Origin of the sequence: Halalkalicoccus subterraneus (genome assembly GCF_003697815.1) — an archaeon.
GTDB classification, from domain to species: Archaea; Halobacteriota; Halobacteria; order Halobacteriales; family Halalkalicoccaceae; genus Halalkalicoccus; species Halalkalicoccus subterraneus.
This window is the reverse complement of the sequence record NZ_RDQG01000021.1, coordinates 59,618-86,174: the sequence shown is the minus strand read 5'-3', so window position 1 is coordinate 86,174 and position 26,557 is coordinate 59,618. Positions and strand designations below refer to the sequence as shown.

29 protein-coding genes and 2 tRNA genes are annotated in these 26,557 nt (G+C 63.1%); 18 read left to right on the top strand and 13 right to left on the bottom strand.

Going from position 1 to position 26,557, the window contains the following annotated elements; all coding sequences use genetic code 11:
* The 4 genes from EAO80_RS05940 to EAO80_RS05925 all read left to right on the top strand — a co-directional run.
* The coding region (locus EAO80_RS05940; protein WP_122089003.1) for a radical SAM protein at nt 1–652 on the top strand (652 nt) is incomplete at its 5' end.
* A 187-nt stretch (nt 653–839) separates the two neighbouring features.
* The gene (locus tag EAO80_RS05935) at nt 840–1,328 is read left to right on the top strand and encodes a TRAM domain-containing protein (protein ID WP_122089002.1); all 489 of its coding nucleotides are present in this window, start codon (nt 840–842) and stop codon (nt 1,326–1,328) included.
* A gap of 6 nt (nt 1,329–1,334) precedes the next feature.
* The gene (locus EAO80_RS05930; RefSeq protein WP_122089001.1) at nt 1,335–1,811 is read left to right on the top strand and encodes a Tfx family DNA-binding protein; all 477 of its coding nucleotides are present in this window, start codon (nt 1,335–1,337) and stop codon (nt 1,809–1,811) included.
* Between the two features lie 163 nt (nt 1,812–1,974).
* Nucleotides 1,975–2,781 (top strand): alpha/beta fold hydrolase, encoded by an 807-nt coding sequence (locus tag EAO80_RS05925; RefSeq protein WP_122089000.1) that lies wholly within the window; start codon nt 1,975–1,977, stop codon nt 2,779–2,781.
* 136 nt (nt 2,782–2,917) lie between these two features.
* Here the strand turns inward: EAO80_RS05925 and EAO80_RS05920 are convergent, their stop codons facing one another.
* A complete protein-coding gene (locus EAO80_RS05920) occupies nt 2,918–3,199 on the bottom strand; it encodes a DUF7091 family protein (protein WP_122088999.1) in 282 nt (93 codons plus the stop codon).
* A 513-nt stretch (nt 3,200–3,712) separates the two neighbouring features.
* Between EAO80_RS05920 and EAO80_RS05915 the strand changes: the two genes are divergently transcribed.
* The 4 genes from EAO80_RS05915 (at nt 3,713) to EAO80_RS05900 (ending at nt 6,023) form a co-directional block, all read left to right on the top strand.
* Nucleotides 3,713–4,642 (top strand): replication factor A, encoded by a 930-nt coding sequence (locus tag EAO80_RS05915; RefSeq protein ID WP_122088998.1) that lies wholly within the window; start codon nt 3,713–3,715, stop codon nt 4,640–4,642.
* 1 nt (nt 4,643) lies between these two features.
* Nucleotides 4,644–5,252: an RPA family protein gene (locus EAO80_RS05910; RefSeq protein WP_122088997.1), complete on the top strand. Its 609-nt coding sequence runs from the start codon at nt 4,644–4,646 to the stop codon at nt 5,250–5,252.
* A gap of 94 nt (nt 5,253–5,346) precedes the next feature.
* Nucleotides 5,347–5,568 (top strand): hypothetical protein, encoded by a 222-nt coding sequence (locus EAO80_RS05905; RefSeq protein ID WP_122088996.1) that lies wholly within the window; start codon nt 5,347–5,349, stop codon nt 5,566–5,568.
* 38 nt (nt 5,569–5,606) lie between these two features.
* Nucleotides 5,607–6,023 carry a ribbon-helix-helix protein, CopG family gene (locus EAO80_RS05900; RefSeq protein WP_122088995.1) on the top strand — a complete coding sequence of 139 codons (417 nt, stop codon included), beginning with the start codon at nt 5,607–5,609 and terminating at the stop codon, nt 6,021–6,023.
* Here the strand turns inward: EAO80_RS05900 and EAO80_RS05895 are convergent.
* The gene (locus EAO80_RS05895; RefSeq protein ID WP_122088994.1) at nt 6,020–6,475 is read right to left on the bottom strand and encodes a DUF5814 domain-containing protein; all 456 of its coding nucleotides are present in this window, start codon (nt 6,473–6,475) and stop codon (nt 6,020–6,022) included. The two genes, EAO80_RS05900 and EAO80_RS05895, sit on opposite strands and share 4 nt — an antisense overlap.
* 83 nt (nt 6,476–6,558) lie before the next feature.
* Between EAO80_RS05895 and EAO80_RS05890 the strand changes: the two genes are divergently transcribed.
* Nucleotides 6,559–6,631 (top strand) — tRNA-His (locus tag EAO80_RS05890).
* A 109-nt stretch (nt 6,632–6,740) separates the two neighbouring features.
* Here EAO80_RS05890 and EAO80_RS05885 read toward each other — a convergent pair.
* Nucleotides 6,741–6,869: a phosphohydrolase gene (locus EAO80_RS05885; protein ID WP_122088993.1), complete on the bottom strand. Its 129-nt coding sequence runs from the start codon at nt 6,867–6,869 to the stop codon at nt 6,741–6,743.
* A 131-nt stretch (nt 6,870–7,000) separates the two neighbouring features.
* Here EAO80_RS05885 and EAO80_RS05880 point away from each other — a divergent pair, with 131 nt between their 5' ends.
* Nucleotides 7,001–7,429 carry an Hsp20 family protein gene (locus EAO80_RS05880; RefSeq protein WP_245998485.1) on the top strand — a complete coding sequence of 143 codons (429 nt, stop codon included), beginning with the start codon at nt 7,001–7,003 and terminating at the stop codon, nt 7,427–7,429.
* Nucleotides 7,430–7,442: 13 nt separating this feature from the next.
* On the opposite strand, the gene EAO80_RS05875 is transcribed toward EAO80_RS05880, so the two are convergent.
* Complete coding sequence (locus EAO80_RS05875; RefSeq protein WP_122088992.1) at nt 7,443–8,669, bottom strand: M50 family metallopeptidase; 1,227 nt, start codon at nt 8,667–8,669, stop codon at nt 7,443–7,445.
* Between the two features lie 47 nt (nt 8,670–8,716).
* Nucleotides 8,717–9,616, bottom strand: a complete 900-nt coding sequence (locus tag EAO80_RS05870; protein ID WP_122088991.1) for a universal stress protein — start codon at nt 9,614–9,616, stop codon at nt 8,717–8,719.
* A gap of 96 nt (nt 9,617–9,712) precedes the next feature.
* Between EAO80_RS05870 and EAO80_RS05865 the strand changes: the two genes are divergently transcribed.
* Together EAO80_RS05865 and EAO80_RS05860 are read left to right on the top strand one after the other, a co-directional pair.
* Complete coding sequence (locus EAO80_RS05865) at nt 9,713–10,909, top strand: SLC13 family permease (protein ID WP_122088990.1); 1,197 nt, start codon at nt 9,713–9,715, stop codon at nt 10,907–10,909.
* Between the two features lie 48 nt (nt 10,910–10,957).
* Nucleotides 10,958–13,012, top strand: coding sequence for a DEAD/DEAH box helicase (locus EAO80_RS05860; RefSeq protein WP_122088989.1), 2,055 nt, complete (start codon nt 10,958–10,960; stop codon nt 13,010–13,012).
* Here the strand turns inward: EAO80_RS05860 and EAO80_RS20585 are convergent, their stop codons facing one another.
* Entirely contained in the window at nt 13,013–13,147 is a 135-nt protein-coding gene (locus EAO80_RS20585; RefSeq protein ID WP_281273004.1) for a hypothetical protein, read from the bottom strand.
* 44 nt (nt 13,148–13,191) lie between these two features.
* A complete protein-coding gene (locus EAO80_RS05855) occupies nt 13,192–13,476 on the bottom strand; it encodes a pro-sigmaK processing inhibitor BofA family protein (RefSeq protein WP_122088988.1) in 285 nt (94 codons plus the stop codon).
* 67 nt (nt 13,477–13,543) lie between these two features.
* On the opposite strand from EAO80_RS05855, the gene EAO80_RS05850 reads away from it, so the two are divergent.
* Together EAO80_RS05850 and EAO80_RS05845 are read left to right on the top strand one after the other, a co-directional pair.
* Nucleotides 13,544–13,616: transfer RNA gene (locus EAO80_RS05850), tRNA-Pro, on the top strand.
* Between the two features lie 141 nt (nt 13,617–13,757).
* Complete coding sequence (locus EAO80_RS05845) at nt 13,758–14,372, top strand: DUF420 domain-containing protein (protein ID WP_122088987.1); 615 nt, start codon at nt 13,758–13,760, stop codon at nt 14,370–14,372.
* Nucleotides 14,373–14,385: 13 nt separating this feature from the next.
* On the opposite strand, the gene EAO80_RS05840 is transcribed toward EAO80_RS05845, so the two are convergent.
* A complete protein-coding gene (locus EAO80_RS05840) occupies nt 14,386–14,541 on the bottom strand; it encodes a hypothetical protein (RefSeq protein ID WP_245998484.1) in 156 nt (51 codons plus the stop codon).
* A gap of 192 nt (nt 14,542–14,733) precedes the next feature.
* Between EAO80_RS05840 and glmM the strand changes: the two genes are divergently transcribed.
* The 3 genes from glmM (at nt 14,734) to EAO80_RS05825 (ending at nt 18,992) form a co-directional block, all read left to right on the top strand.
* Nucleotides 14,734–16,074 (top strand): phosphoglucosamine mutase, encoded by a 1,341-nt coding sequence (gene glmM, locus EAO80_RS05835; RefSeq protein ID WP_122088986.1) that lies wholly within the window; start codon nt 14,734–14,736, stop codon nt 16,072–16,074.
* Between the two features lie 79 nt (nt 16,075–16,153).
* A complete protein-coding gene (gene glmU, locus EAO80_RS05830) occupies nt 16,154–17,335 on the top strand; it encodes a bifunctional sugar-1-phosphate nucleotidylyltransferase/acetyltransferase (RefSeq protein ID WP_122088985.1) in 1,182 nt (393 codons plus the stop codon).
* A gap of 52 nt (nt 17,336–17,387) precedes the next feature.
* Nucleotides 17,388–18,992, top strand: coding sequence for an oligosaccharide flippase family protein (locus tag EAO80_RS05825; protein WP_122088984.1), 1,605 nt, complete (start codon nt 17,388–17,390; stop codon nt 18,990–18,992).
* A 64-nt stretch (nt 18,993–19,056) separates the two neighbouring features.
* On the opposite strand, the gene EAO80_RS05820 is transcribed toward EAO80_RS05825, so the two are convergent.
* Nucleotides 19,057–20,292: an RNA-guided endonuclease TnpB family protein gene (locus EAO80_RS05820; protein ID WP_122088983.1), complete on the bottom strand. Its 1,236-nt coding sequence runs from the start codon at nt 20,290–20,292 to the stop codon at nt 19,057–19,059.
* 477 nt (nt 20,293–20,769) lie between these two features.
* Between EAO80_RS05820 and EAO80_RS05815 the strand changes: the two genes are divergently transcribed.
* Entirely contained in the window at nt 20,770–21,405 is a 636-nt protein-coding gene (locus EAO80_RS05815; RefSeq protein WP_122088982.1) for a hypothetical protein, read from the top strand.
* Between the two features lie 3 nt (nt 21,406–21,408).
* Here EAO80_RS05815 and EAO80_RS05810 read toward each other — a convergent pair whose 3' ends face one another.
* The 4 genes from EAO80_RS05810 to EAO80_RS05795 all read right to left on the bottom strand — a co-directional run bounded on the left by EAO80_RS05810 (nt 21,409) and on the right by EAO80_RS05795 (nt 26,512).
* Entirely contained in the window at nt 21,409–23,106 is a 1,698-nt protein-coding gene (locus EAO80_RS05810) for an asparagine synthetase B family protein (protein WP_122088981.1), read from the bottom strand.
* Nucleotides 23,107–23,193: 87 nt separating this feature from the next.
* A complete protein-coding gene (gene glmS / locus EAO80_RS05805) occupies nt 23,194–25,005 on the bottom strand; it encodes a glutamine--fructose-6-phosphate transaminase (isomerizing) (protein ID WP_122088980.1) in 1,812 nt (603 codons plus the stop codon).
* 437 nt (nt 25,006–25,442) lie between these two features.
* On the bottom strand, nt 25,443–25,931 hold the full coding sequence (locus EAO80_RS20745; protein WP_368280512.1) for a helix-turn-helix transcriptional regulator: 489 nt from the start codon (nt 25,929–25,931) through the stop codon (nt 25,443–25,445).
* 101 nt (nt 25,932–26,032) lie between these two features.
* Nucleotides 26,033–26,512: a DUF7344 domain-containing protein gene (locus EAO80_RS05795; RefSeq protein WP_449404318.1), complete on the bottom strand. Its 480-nt coding sequence runs from the start codon at nt 26,510–26,512 to the stop codon at nt 26,033–26,035.
* Nucleotides 26,513–26,557: the final 45 nt, after the last annotated feature.

Here is a 26,557-nt window from a genome sequence, read left to right as displayed (position 1 = left end):
GCTCTCGGAGGCCGGCCTCGACGAGATCCGCTTCCACCCGCCGCTGGAACTCTGGGGCGAGATGCACGGCACCGAGTGGGAGGAGATCCTGCATATCGCCCGCGAGGAAGGACTGACGCCGGCCTTCGAGATCCCCGGCATCCGCGCCGAACCGGAGTTCCTCGACTTCCTTGACGAAGGCGCGGCCGATTTCTGTAACATCAACCAGTTCGAGATGAGCGACGGCAACTACAGGAGAATGCAGGAGGAAGGCTACGAACTGGAGGACGGCCACATGAGCGCTGTCGAGGGCTCGAAGGCCATTCTGGACGAGATGGGCGATCACCCGAAGGTGTATTTCTGTACGAGCGTCTTCAAGGACGCCGCCCAGCACCGCAATCGTCTGAAACGCATGGCTCGAAACATCAGACGAGAGTTCGACGAGATCACCGACGACGGGACGCTGGTCTACGGGAAGACCACAGAGCCCGAGACTCGCCTCCGAGATCTCGACGTGCCCACGGAGTTCTACAGGGCGAAGTCCGGACACGTCGAGCTAGCGTGGTGGCTGCTCGAGGAGATGGTCGAGGAGGGCGACCTGACGGAGGGCGAAATAGTCGAGCAGTACCCGACTTACGACGGCACCGTCGTCGAGCGCACGCCGCTGGCGTAGGCGGTCACGGTTGCGGCTCCGTTTTCCCCGCGAGCGAACGAAGTGAGTGAGCAGTAGCACCGAGTGACCGAAGGGAGCGAGGTGCGCTTTTGATCGACCGTTTGCCGAATGAGCGAGCGGCAGCAAGCGAGCGCAGCGCAAAAGGTCGGTCGTAAGCGTTTAGCCCGCCGCTTTGCTACGTCTCCGTATGCCGGACTGTCCGCTCGCAGACGAATGCCCGAGCTATTCGGAGCGAATCGCCGGGATGGGGTGTCAGCACTACGGGGATCGTGGCGGCGCGGAGTGGTGTAACCACTACAACCAGCCGATCCGTGAACTCAAACAACAGCCCGTCCAACCCGGCGAGGAGGTCGTCATCGAAGTCGACGACATGCACGAGAGTGGGGCTGGAGTCGGGCGCACCGAGGACGGATTCATCGTGATGGTCGACGGGATCCTTCCGGTCGCCCGCGCCCGCGTGAAGATCACGACGGTCCGCTCGAATCACGCCCGCGCCGAGGAGATCGAACGGCTCCCGCTCGAGTCCGAGGAGAACGAGGACGAGGACGCTGTGGACGAAGAAGGACAGGAGAGCAGCGACGATGAAGGCAATGAAGGTAACGGGGAAGACGAGGAGGGGACGACGAAGCCGACCCGAGAACGACTGGGTAGTCGGGACAATTTCTGGGGCGCGTAACCCGGCATGAGTGAGCCGAACGACTACGATATCGACGCGCTGCTCGATCAGGTCGGCTTCGAACCCGAGAGGAGCGTCCTCACCCGTCGCCAGGCGGAGGTGCTCGCGCTCCGTGAACGCGACGTCCCGCAGGCAACCATCGCCTCCCGGCTGGGCACGTCCCGCGCGAACGTCTCGAGCATCGAGGCCAGTGCCCGAACGAACGTCGAGAAGGCCCACGAAACGATCGCGTTCGCCGAGGCGCTCAACGCGCCAGTCAGGGTGGACGTCGCCGCCGGAACCGACCTCTACGACATCCCTTCGCGGGTGTACGCCGCCTGCGACGACGCCGGCGTCAAGGTCAATCAGACCGCCCCGGAGCTGATGAAATCCGTTAGCGACGCCGCGGGCGACGCGGTGAGCGGTCGAGCCGTGAAACGCGACCTGCTGGTCGGCGTGACGAACGACGGGACGGTCCGCGTCCGGCGCCAGGAACTCGATTGAGTCCTCCGTTCGCTATCAGGGTAGGGTCGTACCCGCTCGGAGATATAAACTACTAGTGGCGATACCAAACGTCACCGTGGGCCGATCCTGGCCGGAAACCGCTCGAAGTATTGAAACAGCGTACCAATCAGCTAACCGGGGCCAGACCGTGTCCCGAAACGGTATGAATCGAACGACGGAGGAAGTCGATCGTTCGAGTATCGACGTGGCCGGACCGGAGGACGCCCAGCCGATCGTGTTCGTTCACGGGGCGATGTTCACCCGAAAGATGTGGATACCACAAATCGACGCTCTGTCCGAAGAGTATCGGGTTATCGCGTTCGATCTCCCCGGTCACGGTACACACGCAAACGAGACCTTCCGCATGGAGCCGGCACTCGACCTGCTCGACGAAGTCGTCGAGTCGGCGGCCGGCGGGCACGCGATCCTAGTCGGCCTCTCGCTCGGCGGGTACGTCTCGACCGCGTACGCGAGCCGCCACCCCGAGAAGGTCGACGGACTGGTGCTTGCAGGATCCAGCGCCAACCCGGTGGGGAGTATGGAACTCGTCACGCGAGTGGTCGGTGGCGCCTCCCGTCTCGCAACTCGCAGCGATCTCATCGAGCGCGGCATCCAGCGAGCGGGTAAACGATGGGTCCAACAGCGTGACCTGCCCGAGGAGACGAAAGAGGAGATCATCGACTCCGGGATCTATCCCAGCCAGTTCGGTGAGGCGGGGCCGGATCTGGCGGGGACTGACTTCCGGAACGCGCTTGCGAGCTATCCCGGTCCGACGCTCGTGATCAACGGGAAACGAGACCGCGTGATGCGCCGTGGCGAGGACGACCACGCCGCGACCGGACAGAACACCTACACCGCCGTTATCGACGGTGTTGGCCATATCAGTAACCTCCACCGGCCGGAGGCGTTCAGCGACGCCATACGGCAGTTCGACCATAACGCGGTAGCCGGTCGGAGTGATACGGTCTAAACCTGGCAAGGCGACCACGAATAACAGCAAAGACTCCACGGCGACAGCACCATCTGGCCGAGCGATTCGATTTTTATATCGTCATATGCGATTTATCGCTGATCGAAGGGAGGCCCTATCGAACTAAAAAGACGAGCTACCAGGATTCTATCGTCTCGTTGTGGAGGTCCTCGAGACAGCCCTCGCAGTCAGGGTGGCCGTCCTCGTAACAGGTCGGGCGGTCGTCATCGTCGAGTTCGACGGCCCGTTTCTCCGCATAGCGTCGACAGACGATCCTCGCCCGGTCGGATTCGTCGCGCGGGACATCGACGGAGCCGGAGCCACGGCCGTCACGGTAGGCACTGCGGGCTTGCTCGTACTGACGGCCCGCCTCCCGAAGCTTCGAGCGTATGAAGCGATTTACCTGCCGGTCGACCATACCGTCGATAGCGCGCCGCTATACAAAATCCCGTCGCCGGCGGATCATCGAGTTCTTTCGATTCACAAGGGATATCGAGGGGAGCATGCATGTCAAGCGAGGCCTCGTCGGACGCTCGATCATTCTATTTTTCGGGAAACGAAGTCCTACCGGTGTCGGCTAGCCCGGCGGCAAATCCGCCGACATCGTTACGGACGCTTTCGGTTCGGCCGAGCGTTCGAAAGCGCATCCGTCGAAGTGGCCAACAGAGTCGGAAGCCAGAACCGCCTCGCCCAAGATGCAACATCGCGTGTCGGACTGACCGTCTGGGTACGCCTGCTACCGCCGGTACGAGATCCACGGGCGAAATACGTGAATTGGGATGGCACGTCATGGACCGGGCGACGTGAGTGCGATCCGGGACGGCGAGTGGTACCGGTAGACCACTTTCACTCCGCTCGCGGAACTTTTTATACCGTCGGGCACCAACAGGCGTATGTCTCCCATTGAAAACGAGGCGGAGACAGTGAGATCATGACAGACCTTCGACAGCACGCGGAAAGCATAGCGGACCAGTTCTCCGAGCACCTCGACGTCAGTACCGACGAGGTCGAATCTCGGCTCGAAACGCTCGTCAGCGAGTACAAGATCCCTGCCGAGGAAGCGCGCCGAAGCGTTACCAACCACTACCTCGACGAGGCGGGTTTGGAGCGCGACGCGCTCGGCGGCGGCTCGAACAGCGAGGTTCAACTCGCGGGGATCGACGCCGCAGAGCAGTGGGTCGACCTGACAGTAAAAGTGGTCGACCTCTGGGAGCCCCGGAGCGACTCGATCGCCCAAGTGGGACTGCTCGGCGATCCATCGGGCACTCTGAAGTTCACCAAGTGGGCCAAATCCGACCTGCCGGCACTCGATGAGGGCGGCGTCTACCGTCTGGAGAACGTCGTCACCGACGAGTACCAAGGTCAGTTCTCGGTGAAGCTCAACCGGACGACTACGATCACGGAACTCGACGAGGAGCTCGAAGTCGGCGACGACGAAACCGAGATCGAGGGGGCGTTCGTCGACGTCCAGTCGGGCTCGGGCCTGATCAAACGCTGTCCCGAGGAGGGCTGTACCCGCGTCCTCCAGAACGGCCGGTGTTCCGAACACGGCGAGGTCGAAGGCGAGTTCGACCTCCGAATCAAGGGCGTCCTTGACGACGGTCACGAGGTCCAAGAAGTGATCTTCGATAAAGAAGCGACCGAGGAGGTCGCCGGAATCACCTTAGAGGAAGCCAAACAGATGGCGATGGACGCGCTCGACACGACGGTCGTCGCCGACGAGATCCGCGGGAAACTGCTCGGGCGCTACTACCGCGTCCGGGGACCGACCTTCGGTCGATACGTGCTGGCCGACGCGGTCGAGGAACTGGGCGGACCGACGGATCCGGAAGAAACGCTGATCAAAGCGAGGTCGATCTGAAATGAGCCAAGCACCCACTCGCGAGCTCGCCCAGCGCGTCTTCGCCAGCGAGTTCAACGACGCCACGTACACGTTCAAGGAGAGCGACGACGAGCGCGCACCGCTGTACGCGCTGCTCCCGACGGGCGCGCGAGCGAACCGCGTGTTCATCGTCGGAACGCTGACCGAGAAGAGCGACGTCGGCGAGGACAGCGAGTACTGGCAGGGTCGAATCGTTGATCCGACTGGTACGTTCTTCGTCTACGCCGGCCAGTACCAGCCCGAGGCTGCAGCCTTCCTGCGAGAGGCCGAGCCGCCGGCATACGTCGCGATCGTCGGCAAGCCACGCACCTACGAGACCGACGAGAGCGATGTCAACGTCTCCGTCCGCCCCGAGTCGATCACCGAGGTCGACGTCGGCACGCGGGACCGATGGGTCGTCGAGACCGCAGAGCGGACCATCGAGCGCATCGAGGCGTTCGAGGACGACGCCAACGAGTACGCCACGATGGCCCGCGAGGAGTACGACCTCCCCGTCGAGAACTATCAGCAAAACCTGCTTTCGGCGCTCGAAAGCGTCGAGGAAAGCGAGGAGGACGAACCCGAAGAGACCGCCGAGACCACGGCGTAGCGACGTACCGTTTTCGACCGATACGCCCTGAAATATCGCCAGAAACGAGGCGCCCGGGTGTCACTACCACCCGAACAGGGCCGACTAACAGCCCATGCAAACCGAACCCAACGAGAGACAAGAACGTATCGATACGACCGACCGCCTGACTTCGCCGAGCGCCGGGTGGCAGGAAGTCTACGCCGTGATGGGCGTCTCACCCAGCGGGGATGCAGAGAACCGAGAGCCCATACCGAAGCGCGATGAGGGACGCAAACGGTCCTCGAAAGCGAACGGGCGGAGGGAGACCGCTCCGGCGGAATCGCCGGTCGTCTGACGAACGCTTAAGTGGATTACGAGCAAAGTGAGGGGAGAATGGGCAACAAGAACAAGACGATCTCGTTTCGCGTCAACGAGGACGCCTTCGAGACCCTACGGGAGATCGCAGAAGAGCGCGATATCTCGCTGTCGGCGGTGTTTCGCGACTACGTCGACACGCTGGTTGCCCACAACGGCCAGGTCCAAGTCATCCCCGAGAACGAACTCACCGGCGAGACGACCGAGGGGTTCCCACCGAAGGTCGAGGTGCCAAAGAGTTTCGTCCGCGAGCACGAGCGCCTCGAACTCGAAGCCGAACACCTCCGGGAGCAGCTCGACGAGCACAAACGCTACGTGACACAGTTGCGACGACAGCTCGACAATGACGAGGAGATCGAGGAAGTCGTCCATTTAGAAGAGCTCGACCGCGAAAACGGAGGGGACGAGACCGAGGACCCCTACAGGCTGGGCTAGCCCGACAGCTCGCGCTTTTTCGTCCCCGCGGCCCGTTCGACCTCGTCGTTGTCCTCGACGTCAGCGAGCGCCTCAACTGCTTCGAGGGTGCGGACCGAATCGTCGAGGAAAGAGAGAACGTCACCGGGGTAGGCGTAGACCATGTAGTCGTCGCTCATGACGTCGACGATCGCCTCGGGGCCGAGCCCGCCGGCGCGGAGTTCGAGGAGATAGCGCATGAACTTGCGTTCGGGATGCCCACAGTAGGGGTTGGTATCACAGCCACAGTCCAGGAAGTCCTGTGCGAAATCGAGTACGCGCTCCCTGGAGGCCTCGTCGAGCTTCTCCAAGCCCTCGCCTTGAAACAGCAGGTCGAGCGTCGCCCCTTTGAACGCGCCCTTAGGGATCGACGTCTCGAGCTGGGAGGCGAGTTGGCGGTGGTTCTTGACGTAGATCTTGTCGGTGATCGCCACTGAACGGGAGTACGGTACCGTGGAGAAAAAGCGTTCGGAAGTCGTAACGTATTTTATCCACAGGGCGAGTACGAACGTGTGTGTCCGGGTTGGGGTAGTGGACTATCCTTCAGCCTTGTGGAGGCTGAGACGCGGGTTCAATTCTCGCACCTGGACCTTTTCGCGACCCGCCGAAAAGCCAGTAGGTGCAGGCCCCTCCAAGACACTCATAGGACAGCGCCAGCGCTCTATCGACGCGTGAACGTAACTGGCCGACGAGAAGTGGTTACTCCGATGGGTCGTTACCGCGCTGGAATAGGTAGGTCATCTCCCACAGTGCCGACTCGAAATCCTCCTCGGTCGCGGCGTTTTCGAGCTGACGGTACAGCGAATCGGAGACGGTGATCTCTGGCATCACCTATCCATACAATCGCTTGCCATATGAAGTTACTGCGATTCACAATCGAGTTAATTAATTTCGGACAGGTGATAGCAAAGCTCTCGCAATCGCTATATAGAATCGCAAACAATGTATTACTGTTCATTATGGCAATGCGACGAGACCCCTTCGAGGAGATGGACCGAATGTTCGAACAGATGCGCCGCTCGATGTCGGCGTGGAACGGCTGGGACGGACACCCCTCGCTCTCGGGCGACGGGCAGCGGGACATCAACCTCAGCCTCGACACCGACGAGGAGGGCTACGTCCTGCTCGCCGACATGCCCGGGTTCGAGAAAGAGGAGATCGACCTGCGATACGAGGACGGGATGATCTCGATTCGGGCGACCCATGAGACCAGTAGCGACGACGGGACCGTCGCCGAGCGACACACCCGTCACGCCCACGAGCAACTGCACGTCGGCGACGTGATCGAAGCGGAGATCACCGCGAGCTACCGCAACGGCGTCCTCGAGGTCCACCTCCCGACCCGCGAGGAGACCACCGACGACGAATCGCGCATCGACATCGACTAACGAGTTTTTCGCGCTACCGCTCCCACTGCCGGTCCGAGCCCGAGCTATCCGGTTGGGGCGGTTGGTCGTGATCGGGACCACGCTCGTCGGCTGCCCGTTTCGCGGTCTCGATCGACCCGCTCGATTTGATGATGTTGAGCGCGGTCATCAGATCGGTCCGAGAGATCAACCCGACGAGTTCACCGTTCTCGATGACGAGCAGCCGTCCGATCCGGTTCTGTTGCATCCGCTGAAGGGCCTCCATCGCCTCGGCGTCCGGGTCGATCACTTCCAGATCGCGCGTCATCACGTCCTCGACGGTGAAAGCGTCGCGCTCGACGGCGTCGACCCCGCGGGCGTCGGACAAGGTAACGAGCCCGACGAGGCGGTCGTTTTCCATCACCGGGTAGCCGGTGTGACGCTGGGAGAACATCCGTTCTAGTAGCTCGGCGATCGAAGTGTCGGGGGAGACGGTGTGAACGTCCTCGCCGCGGGTCATGATGTCGTCGACCCGGACACCCTCGAAGGCAGCGTTCATCACCGTCTGTTGGGCCTCGCCGGAGGCACCGATGTAGATGAAAAAGGCGATCCCGATGAGGATGACGTTGAACTGCAGCAGGCCGAACAGCCCCATGAGCAGCGCGAAGAATTTGCCGACCTCGGCGGCGATCTGGGTCGCGCGCGCGAAGGGGCGAGTCCGTGCGAGCAGTGCCCGCAGGACGCGCCCGCCGTCCATCGGGAAGGCCGGAAGCATGTTGAACCCCGCAAGCGCGATGTTGAGCAGTGCCAAGTAAGCCAGCACGAAGACGACGCCGTCGAGGCTCGTGGGGACGACGAACAACAGCAGATACGAGGCAGCACCGACGAGAACGCTGACGATCGGTCCGGCGATGGCGATGAGGAACTCCTGTTTCCAGTCCTCGGGCTGATCGCTGAGTTGGGCCAAGCCGCCGAAGATCCACAGCGTGATCGAGTCGATGGGAAACCCGTAACGAATCGCGACGAGCGAGTGGCCGAGTTCGTGGAGGATGACGCCGACGAACAGGCCGATGGCGGCCGCCAGGCCGAGGAACCACGATCGGGAGCCGGTCGTAAGCGCCGCGCCATCGAGACCCGTCCCGAAGACGGCGTTAAGCGGGCCCACGAGCGTCTCGATCTGCGCGCCGATCAGCCACGCGAAGATCGGAAGGATCAGCAGAAAAGAGACGTCCAACTTGATAGGGATCCCGAAAAGTGATCCGATCCGGAAGCTCTTGAACATCACTCGTCGATTGGGGCGGCGGACGTATAAAAGACGTCACACTACTCTCAGCGGAGCCGTGCCGTGAGTCGATCGACGATCGACGAGCCGAGTTTTCGCCGGGCGATGATGACGGTTCGATCCGAGCGGCGCCCGACCATCTGGGGGATCGAGCCGACCAGCCGGCGACGGACCCGGCCGTGGCGGGTCGCACCGAACACGACGAGGTCACTGGCGCGCACGGCGTCGAGCACACCGTCCTCGATCCCGTCGGATTCCCCAAGATCGGCTTCCGTTTCGACGCCATCGAGGTGGTCGAGCGCCCCCTCGATGTGGGCGCGGGCCGTCTCGCGTTCGTCGTCGGTCGCGTCGGGGGCGACCACCGCCAGTACGCGCACCGTCGCGTCGTTGGCGGCGGCGATCGTCTCCGCGACGCTCGCCGCCAGCGGGAGGTGTGGACCGCCGGCAACGGGCAACAGCACGTGTTCGACGCCGTCGGCGGTGGCGCCGATCCGCTCAACGAGCACGTCACAGGGCGCGCGACGAAGCAGCGCGTCCACGGTTGAGCCGAGAACGAGTCCGTCGCGTCGGGATCGGCCGTGCCAGCCGACCAGCAGCACGTCGGCATCCAGTTCGCGCGCGGTCGAGCGGAGCGTGCGGGCGGTGTCGGTTCCGACGACGACCTGTCCGTCGACAGGGACGGAGTCGTCCGCGACCGAGAGCGCCCGGTCGAGGATCTCGCGGCGGTCGCCGGCGAACTCGCGCCTGATCCGCTCGTCCGAAAAGACCGAAAACGGCGAGCCGCGGGGCTTGTCGACGACGGTGACGACCGTGACGGTCCCGTCGTTCGCGCGCGCGAGGTCGACGGCGGTCCGGACTAGTTGGGTCGCGTAGCTCGGATCGCCGACGGCGACGACCAGCCGATAACCGTTCGCCGTTCCGTTTCCCGCCACTGTACCGGATGCCATGCCTGTTATTAGTTATCAATGGTGAAAAGCGTTCAGTCGCGAGACCAAACCCCCACATCGACAGCGGTTTCGCCCTCTCGTCCGATTCGGACGGTAATGGCCCCGAACCCGCTGACTCTCGGCATCGTCGTCGGGACGTTCGGACTGCTGTTCGTTCGGCGCATCGGCGACGTCCCGCTCGACCGGGCCGTGACGGCGGCAGTCGGTGCTGTCGCCGTCGTCGCGATCGGAGCGATTTCCCCTTCGGAAGCGTTCGAGAGCGTTCACATCGACACCCTGTTGTTGCTGTTCGGAATGATGGTCCACGTCGAGGCCCTATCGATGAGCGGGTTCTATCGGTGGGTCGGGTCGACACTGGTGGCGCGTGTGGGGACGGTTCGACAGCTGGTGCTCGGGACCTTGCTCGTCGCGGCAGGGCTATCGACCGTCGCGCTCAACGACGCCACCGTGTTGTTGCTGACGCCGGTTCTCGTCGGGACGATCGACCGCCTCGATATCGATCCGACGGGACCGCTGCTGGCCGTCGTCTTCGGGGCGAACGTCGGCAGCGTCGCGACCCCGCTGGGGAACCCCCAGAACGCCTACATCCTCAGCCGGAGCGGGTTGACGACCGGCGAGTTCGTCGCGGCGCTCGCCCCGCTGGGGGCCATCTGTCTCGTGGTGGCGGCCGTCCCGCTCGTGGCGCTCACCCGGAACCACCGGTTGGTACAGCCGACCACCGACTCGCCCGAGTTCGACGAGCGGTGGGCGCTGTTCAGCGGCGGGTTCCTGCTGGGAACGCTCGGGCTGTTGCTCGCCGTGCCATCGGTTTCCCCGGGCGTGATCGCCGCAGGGGTCGCCATCGTCCACATCGCGATCCTACAGGCCCTCAGGCGGGTCCCCGGTACCGAAGTCATCGATCGGATCGACTGGGGAATCCTCGTCCTGTTCGCTGGGATGTTCGTCCTCGTCGGATCGCTGTCGGGGACGGTCGTCGAGACCGTTCTCGGTCGGCTCGATGGTCCACTCGCCCTGGCGGGCGGGACGTTCGTCCTCTCGAACGTCGTGAGCAACGTCCCGGCGGTGATCCTGCTCGCGGAGACGACGGCCGGTGAGAGAGGATGGCTCCTGTTGGCGGCGGTCTCGACGCTCGCGGGCAACGCAACGCCCATCGGGAGCGCGGCGACCCTGATCGTCCTCGAGAGCGCCGCTCGGCGCGGCGTCTCGCTGTCGGTCGTCAGGTTGATCGCCGTCGGAGCGCCCATCGCGCTCGTGACGTCGGGGATCGCGGTGGGCTGGCTGCTCGTGATCTGAGCGGCGGAGAGTGATAGGCACAAATACCTCGCGTCCGTAGAGCCGACAGTGTCAACGCAGCGCCAGCGGGTCGGAACGCTCTTCCTCCACGGGACCGGCGACGACTACCTCGCCGTTCCCATCCGGGACGACGAGCGGCTGTTTCAGGCAGTCCTCGAACTCAAGGAGACGAACGCGGGCCCGCGACCCGGGAAGTTCCGCATCAAGCGCGACTCGACCCAAGAGCCACGCAGCCCCGAGGAGTTCGTCGAGTTCGCGCGCGGAGCCGACCGGATCCGCATCTCAGAGCAGACCTCCCGGGCGGGCCGCGAGGAGCTCCGGGAGATGCTCTCCGGGTACCAGCTCGACGCGCGTGTCGTGCGGACCTGTCGGCTCTGTGCGGCGGCGGGGCGGTATTCGCCGATCACCGAGGAGACCGCGATCGAAACCGGACGCGAGCAGATCTGCCCGGACTGTGCGTTCGTCGAACTCGAACGCGAACTCTCCTATGCGGGCGGGGTGACGGGTGCGGCCGAGGAGCGACTGAAGGACCTGCTGCTCGAAGTCCAGGACCTAGAGCGGATCACGAACCTCCTGCAGGGCCAGCTCGATCCCGACCTCACGAAGTTCGACGAAATCAGCGCGACGACCGACGAGGTCGATCCCGTCCCCGTCTCCTCGCTGGACCTCCACCCGGAGCTACAGGGTTTAGTGGAGGGGCGGTTCGACGACCTCCTGCCGGTCCAAAGCCTCGCCGTCGAGAACGGACTGTTCGAACAGCAAGACCAGCTCGTCGTCTCGGCGACGGCCACCGGCAAGACGCTTGTCGGGGAGATGACCGGGATCGACCGGGTGCTCCGGGGCGACGGGAAGCTGCTCTTTCTCGTTCCCCTGGTAGCGCTCGCGAACCAGAAACACGAGGACTTCAAAGACACCTACGGCGACCTCGTAAACGTCACCCTCCGCGTGGGTGCAAGCCGCGTCCGGGACGACGGCAACCGGTTCGACCCGAACGCGGACGTGATCGTCGGGACCTACGAGGGGATCGACCACGCGCTGCGGACGGGGCGGGATCTCGGCGATATCGGGTCGGTCGTCATCGACGAGGTCCACACCCTAAAGGAGGACGGACGGGGCCACCGCCTCGACGGGCTGATCGCCCGGCTGAAGGACTACTGTGAGCAGCGCGCGGGCAAACGGACGGGCTATGGCGGTGCACAGTGGATCTACCTCTCGGCGACCGTCGGCAACCCCGAATGGCTCGCCCGAAAGCTCGAGGCCCGACTGATCGAGTTCGAAGAGCGGCCCATCCCGATCGAGCGCCACCTCACCTTCGCCGACGGCGCCGAGAAACCGCGCATCGAGAACCGCCTGGTCAAACGCGAGTTCGACCGCGAGTCCTCGAAAGGCTATCAGGGTCAGACGATCATCTTCACCAACTCCCGGCGGCGCTGTCACGAGATCAGCCGGAAGATCGAGTACAACGCCGCACCGTACCACGCCGGGCTGGACTACGGCCGGCGCAAGAAGGTCGAGCGGATGTTCGCAGAGCAGGAACTATCGGCGGTCGTCACCACGGCGGCGCTCGCCGCGGGCGTGGACTTCCCAGCCTCACAGGTGATCTTCGATACGCTCGCGATGGGCATCGAGTGGCTCTCGGTCCAAGAGTTCCACCAGATGCTCGGCCGGGCGGGCCGGCCCGACTACCACGACCGCGGGACGGTCTATCTGTTGGTCGAACCCGACTGTGCGTACCACAACAGCATGGAGGGGACCGAGGACGAGGTCGCCTTCACTCTGTTGAAAGACGAGATGGAGCCGGTTCGCACCCACTACGACGAGTCGGCGGCCATCGAGGAGACGCTCGCGAACGTGACCGTCGGAGGAAAGCGCGCGAAGTCGCTCAACGACCGCATGATCGGCGAGATCCCGACCACCCACGCGATCGGCAAGCTACTGGAATACGGCTTCATCGATGGGCTCTCACCGACCCCGCTCGGACGGGCGGTGACGCGACACTTCCTCGCACCCGACGAGGCGTTCAAGATCCTCGACGGTATCAGGAAGGGCCACGACCCCCTCGACATCGTCGCCGAGATGGAGCTTCACGACGAAGAGGGCTGATCAGATCGGATCCCCCGGATCGATATCCGTCGTTTCGAGACGCTCCCGTTCGGCTCGTCTCCCCTCGGCGAACAGCAAACCGCCCACGGAGACGAACGCGACTAGCCACCCGACACCGAGCGCAAGGAACCACATAATCACCTATATGATAAGAATCCTCATAGATATGGAGCGATTAGTTATACGGCAAGGAGAAGCGACGATACGACGATCGGGGAGAAGGCAAGTCCCACGTACGCGAGCAGGACGACCAACAGCGCCCCCGGAACGCCCCCGATCGCGACGATCACGAGCACGATAGGGGTGATCTCGACGCCGAAGCCGAACGTCGACGCGAGAAGGAGGACAACGAGTCCAACGACCGCGTTGACGATGAAGGGTCGGACGGTGTGTATCACACGGTAGGACCCCAACAGAAGGACGAGAACCGCGACGAGCACCGCGATTTCGAGACCGGTAACCATACCTCGACTAAGAGCGCCCGTGATAAGAACGAAACGCTTTCGGTTCCGGCGAGCCAAGGAGACGTACGGGACCGTGGGGTAGCTTGGTATCCTTGCGGCCTTGGGTGCCGTTGACCCCGGTTCGAATCCGGGCGGTCCCACTCCGATTCTACGAGGGACGAGGGCAACGAGCGACCCGCGTCCGGTGAGTTCCGACCACCGATATCGTCGGCATCGTTCGACCCCTCGGGACACGCGAAGCGAATGAGAGTGCATTTAGCGACTGACACCGAACGGTCAGTATGGCGACGGCAACCGTACAGCGACGGGCGAAAGATCGGCCACTGGCCGCGGCGCTGTTGCTTACGGCGGTCGGATACGGACTCGTTATCGGAACGTTCGCCGGTGTCGTACCGCTCTATCCGGACATCGGTGAAGCCGGGGTCGATCTGCTTTCACACTCTATCGCGGTGGTAAACGCGGTCGCAACGATCTCGCTCGCGCTGGGATGGTACTGGATCCGGAAGGGAGAGGTGGGAAAACACCGAACGGCGATGATACTGTCGTTCGTACTGATCGTCCTGTTTCTCCTGTTGTACCTCCCGAAGGTCGGCGGTGGCGGGGAGAAACACTTCGTCCTCGCCAGCCAGTACGGCTGGGTGCCACTCGTAGAGTGGATCGGGACGGCCTACATCCTGATGCTCGCGATCCACATCGTTCTCTCGATCCTCGCGGTGCCGTTGGTCGTCTACGCGCTCGTCCTCGGCATCACACACACCCCGACCGAACTGCGCGAGACGCGCCACGCGATGGTCGGCCGGGTCGCCGCCGGGACGTGGATCCTGAGTCTCACCCTCGGCGTACTCACATACGTCCTGCTCAATCACCTCTACGCCGCGGAGTTCGTACCGGCCTAAGGCGAAAACCCGCTCACAACACCAGCGAGGCGATACCCAACACGATACAGACGGAGCTGAACCAGCGTGTCCGCTCGCCCGTCATTCCCGCGATGTTCCGCGTGTCCACGAGGATGCCCGCGAGCGCGAGGACGAAAAACGTCAGCGATACCTGAAAGACCCCCATCATCGTTCCCCGTCCTCCGACTCCGATATCCAGTGTCCGCGCACGCGAACCACCACGAGCCGCCAGCCACCTTATTATAGAGTGTCTAAATACGCGTACAAAGGTCAGACGGACGTCCGACGCCACCGTGATCGAGCAAGGGGGCGTCGGAGACGGTTTCGCACCGTTAATGAGCGCGGCCGGCGAGAGGCCGGTATGGGTCTCTTTGGAACGAGCGGAATTCGCGGTCCGGTCGGCGAAGTCGTAACGGGCGAACTCGCGCTCTCGGTCGGCCGGGCGGTCGCCACGGGAGACGTAGACCGGATCGTCGTCGGACGCGACCCCCGCGAGAGCGGCGAATGGCTGCTCGAGGCCGCCAGCGCCGGGGCGCGAGAGTGCGGCGCCGACGTTCTGGATGCGGGACTGGTCGCGACCCCGACGCTCGCGCGGGCGGTCGGTCGCGAGGGGGCCGACGCCGGGATCGTCGTAACGGCGTCGCACAACCCGCCCGAAGACAACGGACTCAAGCTCTGGAACCCCTCGGGCCAGGCGTTCGACGCCGCACAGGCCGAGCGGATCGAATCGCGCATTGAGGCGGGCGAGTTCGAACTCGGCGGGTGGGACGACGGCGGGGAGAGAACTGTCCTCGAGGACGCGAAGGACCGTCACGTCGAGGAGCTCGTCGAGGCGGTCGGCGGACCCGGTTCGCTCGAGGGACTCTCGGTCGTCGTCGACTTGGGCAACGGCGCGGGCGGCGTTACCGTCACCGCGCTCGAACGCCTCGGCTGCGACGTCGAGGCGATGAACGCCGAGCCCGACGGCAGTTTTCCCAACCGACCCTCCGAGCCGACCGCGGAGAACTGCGAGGCGCTCTGTGAGCGCGTCGCCGAAACCGACGCCGACCTCGGGATCGCCCACGACGGCGACGCCGACCGGATGATGGCAGTCGACGAACGAGGACGGTTCGTTCCGAAGGACGTGCTGCTCGCGCTGTTCGCGCGCGAGGCCGCACGCGAGGGAACGCGCGTTGCGGTCCCGGTCGATACGAGCCTCGTCGTCGAGGACGAACTCGCGAAGATCGGCGCGTCGGTCACCCACACCAAGGTGGGTGACGTCCACGTCGCCGAACGCGCGACCGAGCCAGACGTGGTCTTCGGCGGCGAGCCCAGCGGGGCATGGATCTGGCCCGATGAGACGCTCTGTCCTGACGGCCCGCTCGCGGCCTGCAAACTCGCGGCCACAGTGACGAAGACGCCGCTCTCCGAGCGCGTCGACGGCGTCGTCTCGCCGCATCTCCGTCGCGACAACATCGAGACCGAGCACAAGGCGGCGGTGATGGAGCGCGTCGCGGCGACGGTTCCCGAGACCTACCCCGACGCCGACCTGCTCACGATCGACGGGGTGCGCGTCGGGTTCGAGGACGGCTGGTTCCTGCTCCGGGCGAGCGGGACCCAGCCGCTGGTTCGCCTCACCGCCGAATCCCGAGAGGAAGAACGCGCCGAGGAGCTCCGCGAGATCGCGCTCGAACTCGTCGAGGAGGCCCAACGGAGCGTGTGAACACCGCTCGCGGGGGAACGAGAATCGCCATACATTAACGGGCAGATAACAAAGCCCGGTAGTAAGAAACCACCAGACAATGCAAACCGTAATTCTCGCGGCGGGCCAAGGGACCCGCCTTCGGCCCCTTTCCGAATCCGTTCCGAAACCGATGCTACCGGTCGCCGGCCGTCCCATCGCCGCCCACGTCGCCGACGCGGCGGTCGCCGGCGGCGCCGACGAGCTGATCTTCGTCACCGGCTACATGGGCGAGGTCGTCGAGGAATACTTCGGCGAGACCTATCAAGGGGTGCCGGTCAGCTACGCCACCCAGGAGGAGCAGCTGGGAACGGCCCACGCCGTCCGGGCGGCGCGTGAACACATCGACGAGGCCTTTGCCGTCCTCAACGGCGACAACCTCTACGATCCCGAGAGTATCGCCGAGCTGTTCGCGAACGGGCCGGCCATCGGCGTCTTCGAGGTCGCAAATCCCTCGAACTACGGCGTGCTCTCGACCGAGGGCGGCCGAGTGACCGACATCATCGAGAAACCCGACGACCCGCCGACGAACCTCGCGAACGCCGGCGTCTATCTCTTTCCCGCCGAGGCGCGGGCGTTCCTCGACGTTCCGATGAGCGAACGGGGCGAACACGAACTCACCGACGTGCTCGCACGCGTCATCGAGGACCACGACGTCACGCCCATCGAACTCGAACGCTGGATGGACGTCGGTCGCCCGTGGGAGCTTCTGGAGGCGAACGAGCTCCTGCTGGGCGAGGAAACCGGGCGAATCGACGGCGACGTCGATCCCAACGCCACGATCGAAGGAGAAGTCGTGATCGAGGAGGGCGCCACCGTCGAGTCGGGCGTGACGATCGAGGGACCCGCCTACATCGGTTCCGGTTGTGAGATCGGCCCGAACGCCTACGTCCGCGGGGCGACGCTGCTCGAAGGGGACGTCCACATCGGACAGGCAGTCGAGATCAAAAACAGCGTGATCATGCGCGATACGAACGTCCCGCACCTCTCCTACGTCGGCGACAGCGTTCTGGGCCGCGGGGTGAACTTCGGCGCGGGGACGAACGTCGCGAACTTGCGCCACGACGGCGAGGACGTGAAACTCACCGTCAAGGGCGAGCGGACCTCGACCGGGCGGCGCAAGTTCGGCGTCGTCGTCGGTCACGGCGCGAAGACGGCGATCAACACGAGCCTCGCACCCGGCGTGACCCTCACGGGGGACGCGACGACGACGCCGGGCGAATCGGTCCTCCGGGATCGATAGCTCGTGACCCGAGATCACCGCTCGCGGTAGCAGTACGGTCAGAACCCACTCTATGAAACGGACACTCGTCACAGCGTTCATCTCCATCGCCGGTGCCAACGTCGCCGGCACGTTCGTCGGAGCGTTGATGACGCCCATCCTCGTGCGGATCCTCGGTCCGTCCCAGTACGGGACCTACGCAACGGTGATGTCGGTGTTCGCCATCCTGATGATCGCCGTGAGCTCCGGCGTCGACAGCGGGACTCGCAAGTACCTCGCCGAGGATCGCGATCGGCCGAACTGGCGCAACGACGTCTTCGGGTTCTATTTCCGCCTCGCGACGGTGTTCGCACTCGCCGCGAGCGCGCTGTTGCTCGTGGCCGTCCAGATCGGGCTCGTCGACGTGTATCCCGGCGAGGAGTACGCCCAGTTCTTCTTCCTGCTGGCGATCGTCACGATCATGGCCCAGTTCCGCGAGTACACGCGCCGTTCGTTGCTGGGGATGAAACTCGAACACCTCTCCGAGCCCCTGTTCGTGGCACAGAAGGTGTTCTTCTTCGTCTTCGCGATCTCGTTTGCGTACCTCGGATACGGGGTTTCGGGTGTTCTCATGGGACACATCATCGGTGACGCGCTCGTGACGGTGATCGGCTTCATCGCCCTCGCGGGACACGTCTCGTTTTCGGCGGTCTTCGAGCGCACTCCCGAGGACTTTCCCCGACGGGAACTCCTCAGTTTCAACAACCTCTCGATCGTCTACATCTTCCTGCTGACGTCGCTGTATCACGTCGACGTGCTGATGCTACAGGCGTATACGACCGAAGCGCAGGTCGGGTACTACAAGGCCGCGCTGGTTCTCGCGGAGTTCCTCTGGCTCGCGCCCAAGGCCGTACAGTCCGTGATGATCCAGTCCGCGTCGGAGCTCTGGCATCACGACGAGATCGAGCGCATCACCGCACTGGCCTCGAAAGCGACGCGCTATACGCTGTTGTTGACGGCGCTGCTGGCGATCGGGATCGCCGTGCTGTCCGCGGAGTTCGTCCCACGGTACTACGGGTCGGAGTTCGAACCGACGATCACGCCGCTGCTCCTATTGTTGCCCGGGACGGTCGGGTTCGCCGTTGCCCGGCCGATCCTCTCGGTAAGTCACGCACGTGGAGACATGCGGATCATGATCCTCGCGACGGGCGGAACCGCGACGATGAATCTGCTGTTGAACGTGGCGCTGATCCCACGGTTCGGGATCGAAGGAGCGGCAATTGCGACCTCGCTCGGCTACCTCTGTCTGCCACTGTTTCACCTCTGGGGTGCGCGCGCGATCGGCTACAACCCGCTTGGCGATATCCGGCCGATCAGGATCTCGATCACCGTCGCGACGACCGGGGTCGCCCTCGTCGCGCTCGCGCTCGGGATCGACGCGCTGATCGGTTCGCCGCTAGCGACGATCGGTATTCCGTTCGTCGGCATCACTCTGCCGATCGATGCCGCCCTGCTCGCGTTCGTTCTGATTCCACCAGGGGGGTTGATCGTCTACGCGCTGCTCGCGCTCCAGACGAGAGCCGTCGATCCGAATGAGATCGCCGACATCCTGAGCGGGATGCCCGACCCGTTGAGCCGCCACGCGAACACGATCAGACGGCTGTTCGGCGACGGGGACGAGACACGAACCCGCGGGTGACATCCTCCCCGCCGTAAACGGCGGGGCTTCCCACGACAGTGGGATTCCGGCTGTGCCGTAGGTTTCAGTCCGAGTACGCCGCGAGCGTCATCTGCGAGGGGTTCTCGCTCGTCTCGCGGTGGACCGTGGCGCTGTCACTGGCGCTCCCGTTCCGAGGCGAGTCATCGCGTTCCGGTTCCCAAGGAACGCTCTCTCCCCACGGATCTACGCGACCGGCGATGTTCGCCGCCGCGTTGATATCTGCTTGAAACTCTGTTACGTGGCAGTCGTCGTTCGTACACTTGAACTCAGCTTGCGACCCACGCCGACCGATGTGGCCGCACTCGTGGCACATCTGGGACGTGTAACGCGGATTCACAAACCGGACCGGAATACCGGCTTCGGTGGCCTTGTCTTCGATTCGACCCTGAAGACGGGCGAACGCCCACGCGTGAAGTCTTCGGTTCATGTACTTGCCATAGTCCAGATTCTCACGGATATACGACAAGTCCTCGAGTACGATCACTGGGTCGTCGAAGGACGTAGCGTACTCGACGGCTTCTCGAGACGCTTTCTCGACGATATCCGTAAGGGCGTTCTGGTAGTGGTCGAAACGTTCGTCGATTCGCCACTCGGCGGCGTCACGCTCTTGGAGCCGCCGGAGCGTTGTGAACATCTCTTTGCGGAGCTGCCGGGCACGACTGCCACTTTCGAGCATCGGCTTCGTCGGCGTGTTGCGCTTGAGGGCACAGCCCGTAATCAACGCGGATTCGCCGATATCGAAGCCGATGTGCGTTTCGTCGCCGTCTGCCTCGGGTTCTTCGACCGAGTACGTGACGGTGACGTGCAACACCCAGCTACTCCGGTTCTGCTGGAGTCGAATCTGTCCGGCCTTGGCGTCCTCGCTGAGAAGATCGTGCCACAGCGATTCTTGCTGGGGATTAATTCGGAGCGGTATCCAGAAGTTCGTGCCGTAGCCCGGCAGAGGAACGTTCCAGCAAATCTCGTGGTGTCGAGATTCGTCCCGATCGAACTTCGCGGCTTGGTTCGTGAGCCGGAGCGGGTGTTCGTCGTCCAACTCACGGGCGTTGTACGTTTTCCGGAGTTTTGGGACGTAGCTACACAGTGCGGCCTTCGCCTGATACGGTAGGTCGAACGGCGTTACTACGTCAGATACGCCGTTCATTGTATCGGCACCGGAGTCGAACGCATCCTGCAACGCCTCGCGGTAGGTGGAGAGAAGGCGACGGAGACGCACCGCTTTCCCCTGTGTCGGTGGGGCAAGCGTCGCCTCGAGTGTTTTCATCACCTCCTCTCCCATACCACACGATACACACTATGAACACTTATGCGTTCCGATGGTGTAGTGAAGTCTGTGGAACGAAGAAACGTCACAATCAGAGAGGAGCAGGACGAATGGATCCGGGAGAATCACATCAACCTGTCGAGTCTTGTAAGGGAGTGTATCGACGAACGTATGGAATCCAGTTCCGCCGACTAACGGCGGCTGTGTAACGGAGCTTACGCGATTCACGCCCGCCCTAAAGGGCGGGATTCTCTCGCTGTTTAAAGATAGTTTACCCAATACGGCCGTCCACATCGATCCCGTTCAGTCGTCTCCTCGATCGCACAATGAATCCGCCGAAGGATCACCACAGACACTGTCACTCACGCATTACCGAACCGATAATAAAGCCATCCCTCTAGGTAGTAGATGATAATGTCGGGCCCCCAGCATGCATCGCACTCCCATCCGACGTCATGGTGGCCTCGGACGGGAGTAATACGCTTCGATCAGGTGTTCGTTCAACGTGCGTTGCTCGTCTTGGGGGTCAGTCTCTTCGTCATTGGTCTCGCGATCACGGCCGGTCTTCCAGGTGGAGACATCGCGCCGAGTCCGGTTTCGAACGAGGACGGTGACATAGAGGATCCGGACGAGCCCGACGCGGAGGACGATAGCGGAGCACCGACCGACGGCGTGGATGAGGGGGATAGCGCTGAAGGTGACGGCGGCGGCTCGGAGGACGGATCGGACGACACCGAGGGACCACCCATCGACGAGGACGAAAGCGGGAACGATAGCGACGGGGACGATGGGGAGACCGGTTCCGAAGCGGACGATGACTCGGGCGGAGGCGAGGGCGACGACAGCGGGCCGATCTTCGGCGGCAGCGATGAGACCGATGAGACCGGGGCCGACACGGGGAACGAATCCGAAGGCGGAGATACGGACGAGGGTGGAGATGGTACCGACGGAGAGGGTGACACGGACGGGAACGAGACCGGTGACGGAGACGGTAACGCCAGCGGGCCGATCTTCGGTGGCGGCGATGACGGGGACGTGGGCGGCGACAACGAGACGGGTGGCGAAGGCGAGGGCGCGGGTGCGGGTGCGGACGGCAACAGTAGCCCGGTCTTCGGCGATGGCGGCTGAGCGTCAGGGAAGGGGGTCAGTTCGAACGAACCCGTTCGGTGTTTCGGTTCTCACGTCGGCGGCCTGATCGAGCCATGTTCGGGCGTCGTTGATTCGGAGTTTGACCCTTGGAGGGAGCCCGTGCAGGTCGGGACGATCGGGGAACAGACGCTGATCGAGGTCGTTCTCGTCGTAGATACGATCCCGGTCGGGCCACGGCGTGCCGAACGCGTCGATTCCGGGGAGTTTCCTCCGGAGGTACTTCTCCATCTGGTTGAGCTGATAGGATCGATGAGGTCGGTCTGGCGGGCGATATTTGAAGATGTCCGGGTCGATCATCCGGAGGGCCTCCTGGTAGGTCCTGTCGTTTCGGTGTTCCGGTGGGGTCCTGAGGTGCCAATCGAGGAGGCCGACGTCCGCGGCGACGAAGCTCTCGACGAACCGATTCGCGAGGTGAGTTCGGAACGGAAGCGCGGATTTACACTTGATTCCGAGCAAGGACATCGCATTGTACCGTGATTCAGCTCGATCGAATCCGCGTCGGTAGTGACGCTCGATCGTGTTCTGGAGAAACTCCTCGGGGTCGTCGGCGTCGATCGCCGGACAGTCGACGAGCAGTCGATCGGTGTCGGGATAGAAGCCGAATTTGGTGGCGAAGAACTCGGGGATATTCGGGTCGGGGTCGAGTCGCGGGAGGGGGAACTCGCGGTCGATGAAGTCGAGGTGGACCGTATCGTGGGGAACGAACCGACCTCGAAGCAACGTATCCAAGAAGAGCCCGTGGTAGACCGTCCGGCAGTCGATCTCGTTCGTGTTGCCACGGTGATGAACGTGGATCGATTCGCGAATCCCGTTGGTAGACTGAACGACCGTCGAATCGGCCGAGAGGTAGTTCTCGTTGACCAAGAGCGTATGGTGGTGTGCTCCGTACTGGCTCGCTACCTTGCGTGCGACCTGTACCTCGGGGGTTCGCATGGTGCCGAGCGTGTAACAGACGTCGATTTCGGGGAGGGCAGCGAGCAACAACCGAGAATCGTAACCGGCGCTCATCAACATCCCCTTTCGTCCGGGATACTGTCCGCGCCGCTCGATCGCGCGTTCGAGCCGGATCGCGAGCTCCTCGACGTAGTGGAAGGCGGACGGGTCGTATACGAACCGCGAGAGCGCTTCGACCGAATCGGCGGTCAAGGCGCTGTCGAACGCCAGCCGGTCGATCCCCTCGATGGCCGTCGTGGCCCCGAACGTCAACCCGAAGTGGAGGAACTCACAGAGCCCGCGACAGTCGAACGTCGGCGAGGGCAACGTTCTCGCTAGCGCAGCTACGTCCGTACCGAACCGACGAGTCGACTCGCCGTCGGCGAAGAAACACTCCCAGGAATGTAACGGATCGGTAACGACGATCGCGTCGTCGTCGTGTTCGACGAGGGCGATATACGACCCGTTCAACTGCTCGAACGCGTTTACACCCTCCTCGACGTACCGTTCAAGCAACCATTTCGCTGTCGGGTCGTCAGTCGACCGAATGGGAAAGGCCTCGCCCCAGACGACACACAGGCCGTCATCGCCGCGATAGATCCCGGTACGGTCCGGTTCGCCGAGGGCCGGATCCGTGATACCGACGGTGACCGACTCCCCGGAGACGACCCGATCGAACGTATCAGGGGAGCGAAGCTGGACGAACCGCTCGCGGTCCCCGAACACCCCGAACAGTTCCGTCCTCATACGGGAACGGATAGAGTGGGTCGAACGATGTATTTTACTTTTGATCGCGAAGGGTTCCAGCCTGGGAGCATCACTCGATGCGGAGCACTATTCGACCGTGACGCTCTTCGCGAGGTTGCGCGGCTTGTCGATCGGGCGTCCGAGACGCCGTGCAGTGTAGTAGGAGACGAACTGCAGTTGGATGTTCGCGAGCAGTCCGCTCAGGTCCGGATGGGTGTCCGGAATCACGAGAACGTCGTCGGCGAATTCCGCGGTTCGCTCGCTTGCGGTGATCGCAATGATCTCCGCCCCGCGTGCTTGGGCTTCTTTCGCGTTGGTGTGGGTCTTCTCGTCGTGTTTGCCGTCGAACAGTGCAAAGACGGGCGTGCCGGGAGTGACGAGCGCGAGCGGGCCGTGTTTGAGCTCACCGGAGGCGAACCCCTCAGCGTGTTCGTAGGTGATCTCCTTGAATTTGAGCGCCCCTTCGAGCGCGACGGGATGTTGGAGCGCGTGTCCGATGAAGAAGTACGCGTTTCGATCCTCGTACTTCGTGCTGAGTGCCTCGGCCCGCGACGTGCGAATCACTTCCTCGATCTGATCGGGCAGCACCGAGAGGTGTCGGAGATAGGACCCGAGGTCGTCCCGGCGGATCGCCCCGTCGATGTCCTCGGTGAGCCGTTCGGCGAGCAGTGCGAGGGTAACGACCTGCGATGAGAACGTCTTGGTTGCGGCGACACCGATCTCCGGTCCGGCGCGGATATAGAGCACGTCGTCGGCCTCGCGGGCCATTGTCGACCCGACGACGTTCGTCACTGCCAGCGTGTCAGCACCCGCGGACCAGGCGGCCCGAAGCGCGCCGAGCGTATCCGCGGTCTCACCGCTCTGTGTGACCGCGACCACGAGCGTCCCCTCGGGATCGGGAACACGACCGGTGAATTCGCTAGCTCTCGAGGTCCGTACCCGGACGTTTGCCTCATCGAGCAACCGTGCGCCGTAGAGAGAAGCGTGGTACGAAGTACCGCACGCCACGAAATGAACTTCCGAAACGTCCTCGAAGCAGCCTGCTGGGAACCCCTCGAGACGAACTGCCGGTTCGTCGGGGTCGATCCGGCCGCGGATCGTATTCGAGAGGGACTCGGGCTGACTCTCGATCTCTTTGAGCATGTAGTGATCGTATTCGCCCTTACCGGTCTCTTCGGGGTCCCAATCGACGACGTCGACCTCGCGGGAGATCGGATCGCCGGCCAGATTCGTGATCGAGATCGATCCGCTCTCAGCGGTGACGATGTCGCCGTCCTCGAGGTAGATCACCTCGTCAGTGAACTCGAGGAACGCGGGGACGTCGCTCGCGAGGTAGTACGCGTCGTCGTGGAGTCCGACGACGAGCGGCGACCCTTGTCTCGCCGCCCGAACGACGTTCTCGCCCTCGATCATCATCGCGATCGCGTAGCTCCCTTCGAGCCGGTCGATGGCTCGCCGAAAGGCTTCGTCGCTATCGAGTCCCTGTGTTAAGTACTGTTCGACGAGATGGGGGATGACCTCGGTGTCGGTGTCGCTCTCGAAGGCGTATCCCGCGGTCTCGAGTTCGGAACGAAGGGCTTCGTAGTTGGAGATGATACCGTTATGCACGACGGCAACGGCACCTGATGCGCTCGTATGCGGGTGTGCGTTCTCGTCCGTCGGCGGGCCGTGCGTACTCCAGCGGGTATGACCGATCCCGGAAACCCCCTCAGGTAGGTCCCTGACGAATCCGCCGGTGAGCTCGCTGATCTTGCCGGCTCGCTTTCGGACCACGAGATCGGTCCCGTTCTGAATAGCGACACCGGCCGAGTCATATCCCCGGTATTCGAGGTTTTCGAGGCCGGTCAGGACGGTGTCGGCAGCGTCATCCGATCCGACGCAGGCAATGATTCCGCACATTTCAGTTCACCCTCGGTGAGGGGAACGGTCGTCGTGGCGTTTCGGATCGAGGGGTGTCGTGTATCATGATTGGAAGTGGTTTCGCGGCGGGTATACGTCGGTCGACTTCTACTCGAACGGTAGTCTCTCATGGGTATTACTATACGGAGACTAAAAGCCTGCTAAACGACGAGCGGAACCATAAGAAAGAGGATGAAAAATATCGAGCGGGGACCCCGCCAGAGGATGGCGAAACGGGTCGATGATACCCGACAATTGACACTCAATAGAGACACCCATTCACTGATAGTTCGTACATCAAGGATTACCGATTACGACGGGATTCGATCCGGATCTGGACACCGTCGAACCGGTTCGCAACCACTATCGGACCCAACGCGACAGGGTCAGGTCTCACGCTGCCGACCCAACCCTCAAAGCAGGTGTGTATTCTGGCCTCAGCGCTTCGAACCCTCGCCTGAGACGTAGCCCTCGTCCACTGTGCCGAGGAAGATAATGTTCTCCCGCCCGATCGTCAGCTTCGTGATCTCGTCGCGTTCCGCCATCGCCGAGAGCAACCGACTGACTTTCGCCTTCGACCAGTCGGTCTCGTCGACGATCCGTGATTGCTTCATGCGCCCCTCGTGCGCGCTCAATAACTGAACGACACGCTCTTCGTCGGTTAACGCCCGGTCCCCGTCGTACGTTCGATCCGCAGTGGTGGTCTCAGTGTCGTCCGCAGCCATCGGCGGTGTCCACGGGACCTTTCCCGAGGGGTTGTCGGGCTCGGACACACGAGCACGGGAGATCGCCATTCCAGCGAGCATGCCACCTAGCAGACCGACGATGAGCGCCATCATGCAGTCGATACCGGGCGTCGACTGCAGTGCAACGGCTCCGGGACCGAATCCGACTCCGATGCCGTATCGGGACGAGGAGGTGTCCACGGTCGCTTCCCCCGATGAGGCGAAACCGACGTAACTCGGTGAACCGACACGGACGTCTGTCGTACCGGTGAGTGGGACTATTGTACTCCCTAAATCAGCCATCAATCGTCCGACCATCGCGTGAATCCCACTGTGACTATCGCGTACATAGCCGTTATTACGGATGCCAATGCGATGCTGGTAAACGGCAAGATACCGAGTGCCGTGAGTGCGATCAGACCGATACTAACGAGGGTCGTCCCGCCATAGTAGCGCGTCCACGTGGTGTTTCCGTCGGAGTGGTCGTTCGCGCCGTTGGGATCGAGATACTGCGCGACTTCATCGGCGAGGGCAGTCCGCTCGACGACGCCACGGTTTCGGTTATAGGTGATGAGATCGAAATCGGCCAGTTTCGGGAGGTGAGACTGGTACAGCGCGATATAGACGCGTTGCCGTTGATCGGAGGTGAGCTGTTGAACGGTCGTATCGTGTTCCCAGGCGGCGACCTGTTCTGCGATATCGCGCATGTCGACAGGCCCCTCCGTGTCCGAGAGATACTGTAGAACACGGCGACGACGCTCGTTCTGAAGGACATGGAACATATCATCGCGCGAAAGGGATCCTTCAGAGGGGGCAGCCTCCACGGT

Excerpts from the sequence above, each read along its gene's own strand:
- EAO80_RS05935 (WP_122089002.1), top strand. The coding sequence starts at position 840 with ATGCCGGACTGTCCGCTCGCAGACGAATGCCCGAGCTATTCGGAGCGA.
- EAO80_RS05930 (WP_122089001.1), top strand. The coding sequence starts at position 1,335 with ATGAGTGAGCCGAACGACTACGATATCGACGCGCTGCTCGATCAGGTC.
- EAO80_RS05925 (WP_122089000.1), top strand. The coding sequence starts at position 1,975 with ATGAATCGAACGACGGAGGAAGTCGATCGTTCGAGTATCGACGTGGCC.
- EAO80_RS05920 (WP_122088999.1), bottom strand. The coding sequence starts at position 3,199 with ATGGTCGACCGGCAGGTAAATCGCTTCATACGCTCGAAGCTTCGGGAG.
- EAO80_RS05915 (WP_122088998.1), top strand. The coding sequence starts at position 3,713 with ATGACAGACCTTCGACAGCACGCGGAAAGCATAGCGGACCAGTTCTCC.
- EAO80_RS05910 (WP_122088997.1), top strand. The coding sequence starts at position 4,644 with ATGAGCCAAGCACCCACTCGCGAGCTCGCCCAGCGCGTCTTCGCCAGC.
- EAO80_RS05905 (WP_122088996.1), top strand. The coding sequence starts at position 5,347 with ATGCAAACCGAACCCAACGAGAGACAAGAACGTATCGATACGACCGAC.
- EAO80_RS05900 (WP_122088995.1), top strand. The coding sequence starts at position 5,607 with ATGGGCAACAAGAACAAGACGATCTCGTTTCGCGTCAACGAGGACGCC.
- EAO80_RS05885 (WP_122088993.1), bottom strand. The coding sequence starts at position 6,869 with ATGCCAGAGATCACCGTCTCCGATTCGCTGTACCGTCAGCTCGAAAAC.
- EAO80_RS05880 (WP_245998485.1), top strand. The coding sequence starts at position 7,001 with ATGGCAATGCGACGAGACCCCTTCGAGGAGATGGACCGAATGTTCGAA.
- EAO80_RS05875 (WP_122088992.1), bottom strand. The coding sequence starts at position 8,669 with ATGTTCAAGAGCTTCCGGATCGGATCACTTTTCGGGATCCCTATCAAG.
- EAO80_RS05870 (WP_122088991.1), bottom strand. The coding sequence starts at position 9,616 with ATGGCATCCGGTACAGTGGCGGGAAACGGAACGGCGAACGGTTATCGG.
- EAO80_RS05865 (WP_122088990.1), top strand. The coding sequence starts at position 9,713 with ATGGCCCCGAACCCGCTGACTCTCGGCATCGTCGTCGGGACGTTCGGA.
- EAO80_RS20585 (WP_281273004.1), bottom strand. The coding sequence starts at position 13,147 with ATGTGGTTCCTTGCGCTCGGTGTCGGGTGGCTAGTCGCGTTCGTCTCC.
- EAO80_RS05855 (WP_122088988.1), bottom strand. The coding sequence starts at position 13,476 with ATGGTTACCGGTCTCGAAATCGCGGTGCTCGTCGCGGTTCTCGTCCTT.
- EAO80_RS05845 (WP_122088987.1), top strand. The coding sequence starts at position 13,758 with ATGGCGACGGCAACCGTACAGCGACGGGCGAAAGATCGGCCACTGGCC.
- EAO80_RS05840 (WP_245998484.1), bottom strand. The coding sequence starts at position 14,541 with ATGATGGGGGTCTTTCAGGTATCGCTGACGTTTTTCGTCCTCGCGCTC.
- glmM (WP_122088986.1), top strand. The coding sequence starts at position 14,734 with ATGGGTCTCTTTGGAACGAGCGGAATTCGCGGTCCGGTCGGCGAAGTC.
- glmU (WP_122088985.1), top strand. The coding sequence starts at position 16,154 with ATGCAAACCGTAATTCTCGCGGCGGGCCAAGGGACCCGCCTTCGGCCC.
- EAO80_RS05825 (WP_122088984.1), top strand. The coding sequence starts at position 17,388 with ATGAAACGGACACTCGTCACAGCGTTCATCTCCATCGCCGGTGCCAAC.
- EAO80_RS05820 (WP_122088983.1), bottom strand. The coding sequence starts at position 20,292 with ATGGGAGAGGAGGTGATGAAAACACTCGAGGCGACGCTTGCCCCACCG.
- EAO80_RS05810 (WP_122088981.1), bottom strand. The coding sequence starts at position 23,106 with ATGAGGACGGAACTGTTCGGGGTGTTCGGGGACCGCGAGCGGTTCGTC.
- glmS (WP_122088980.1), bottom strand. The coding sequence starts at position 25,005 with ATGTGCGGAATCATTGCCTGCGTCGGATCGGATGACGCTGCCGACACC.
- EAO80_RS05795 (WP_449404318.1), bottom strand. The coding sequence starts at position 26,512 with ATGTTCCATGTCCTTCAGAACGAGCGTCGTCGCCGTGTTCTACAGTAT.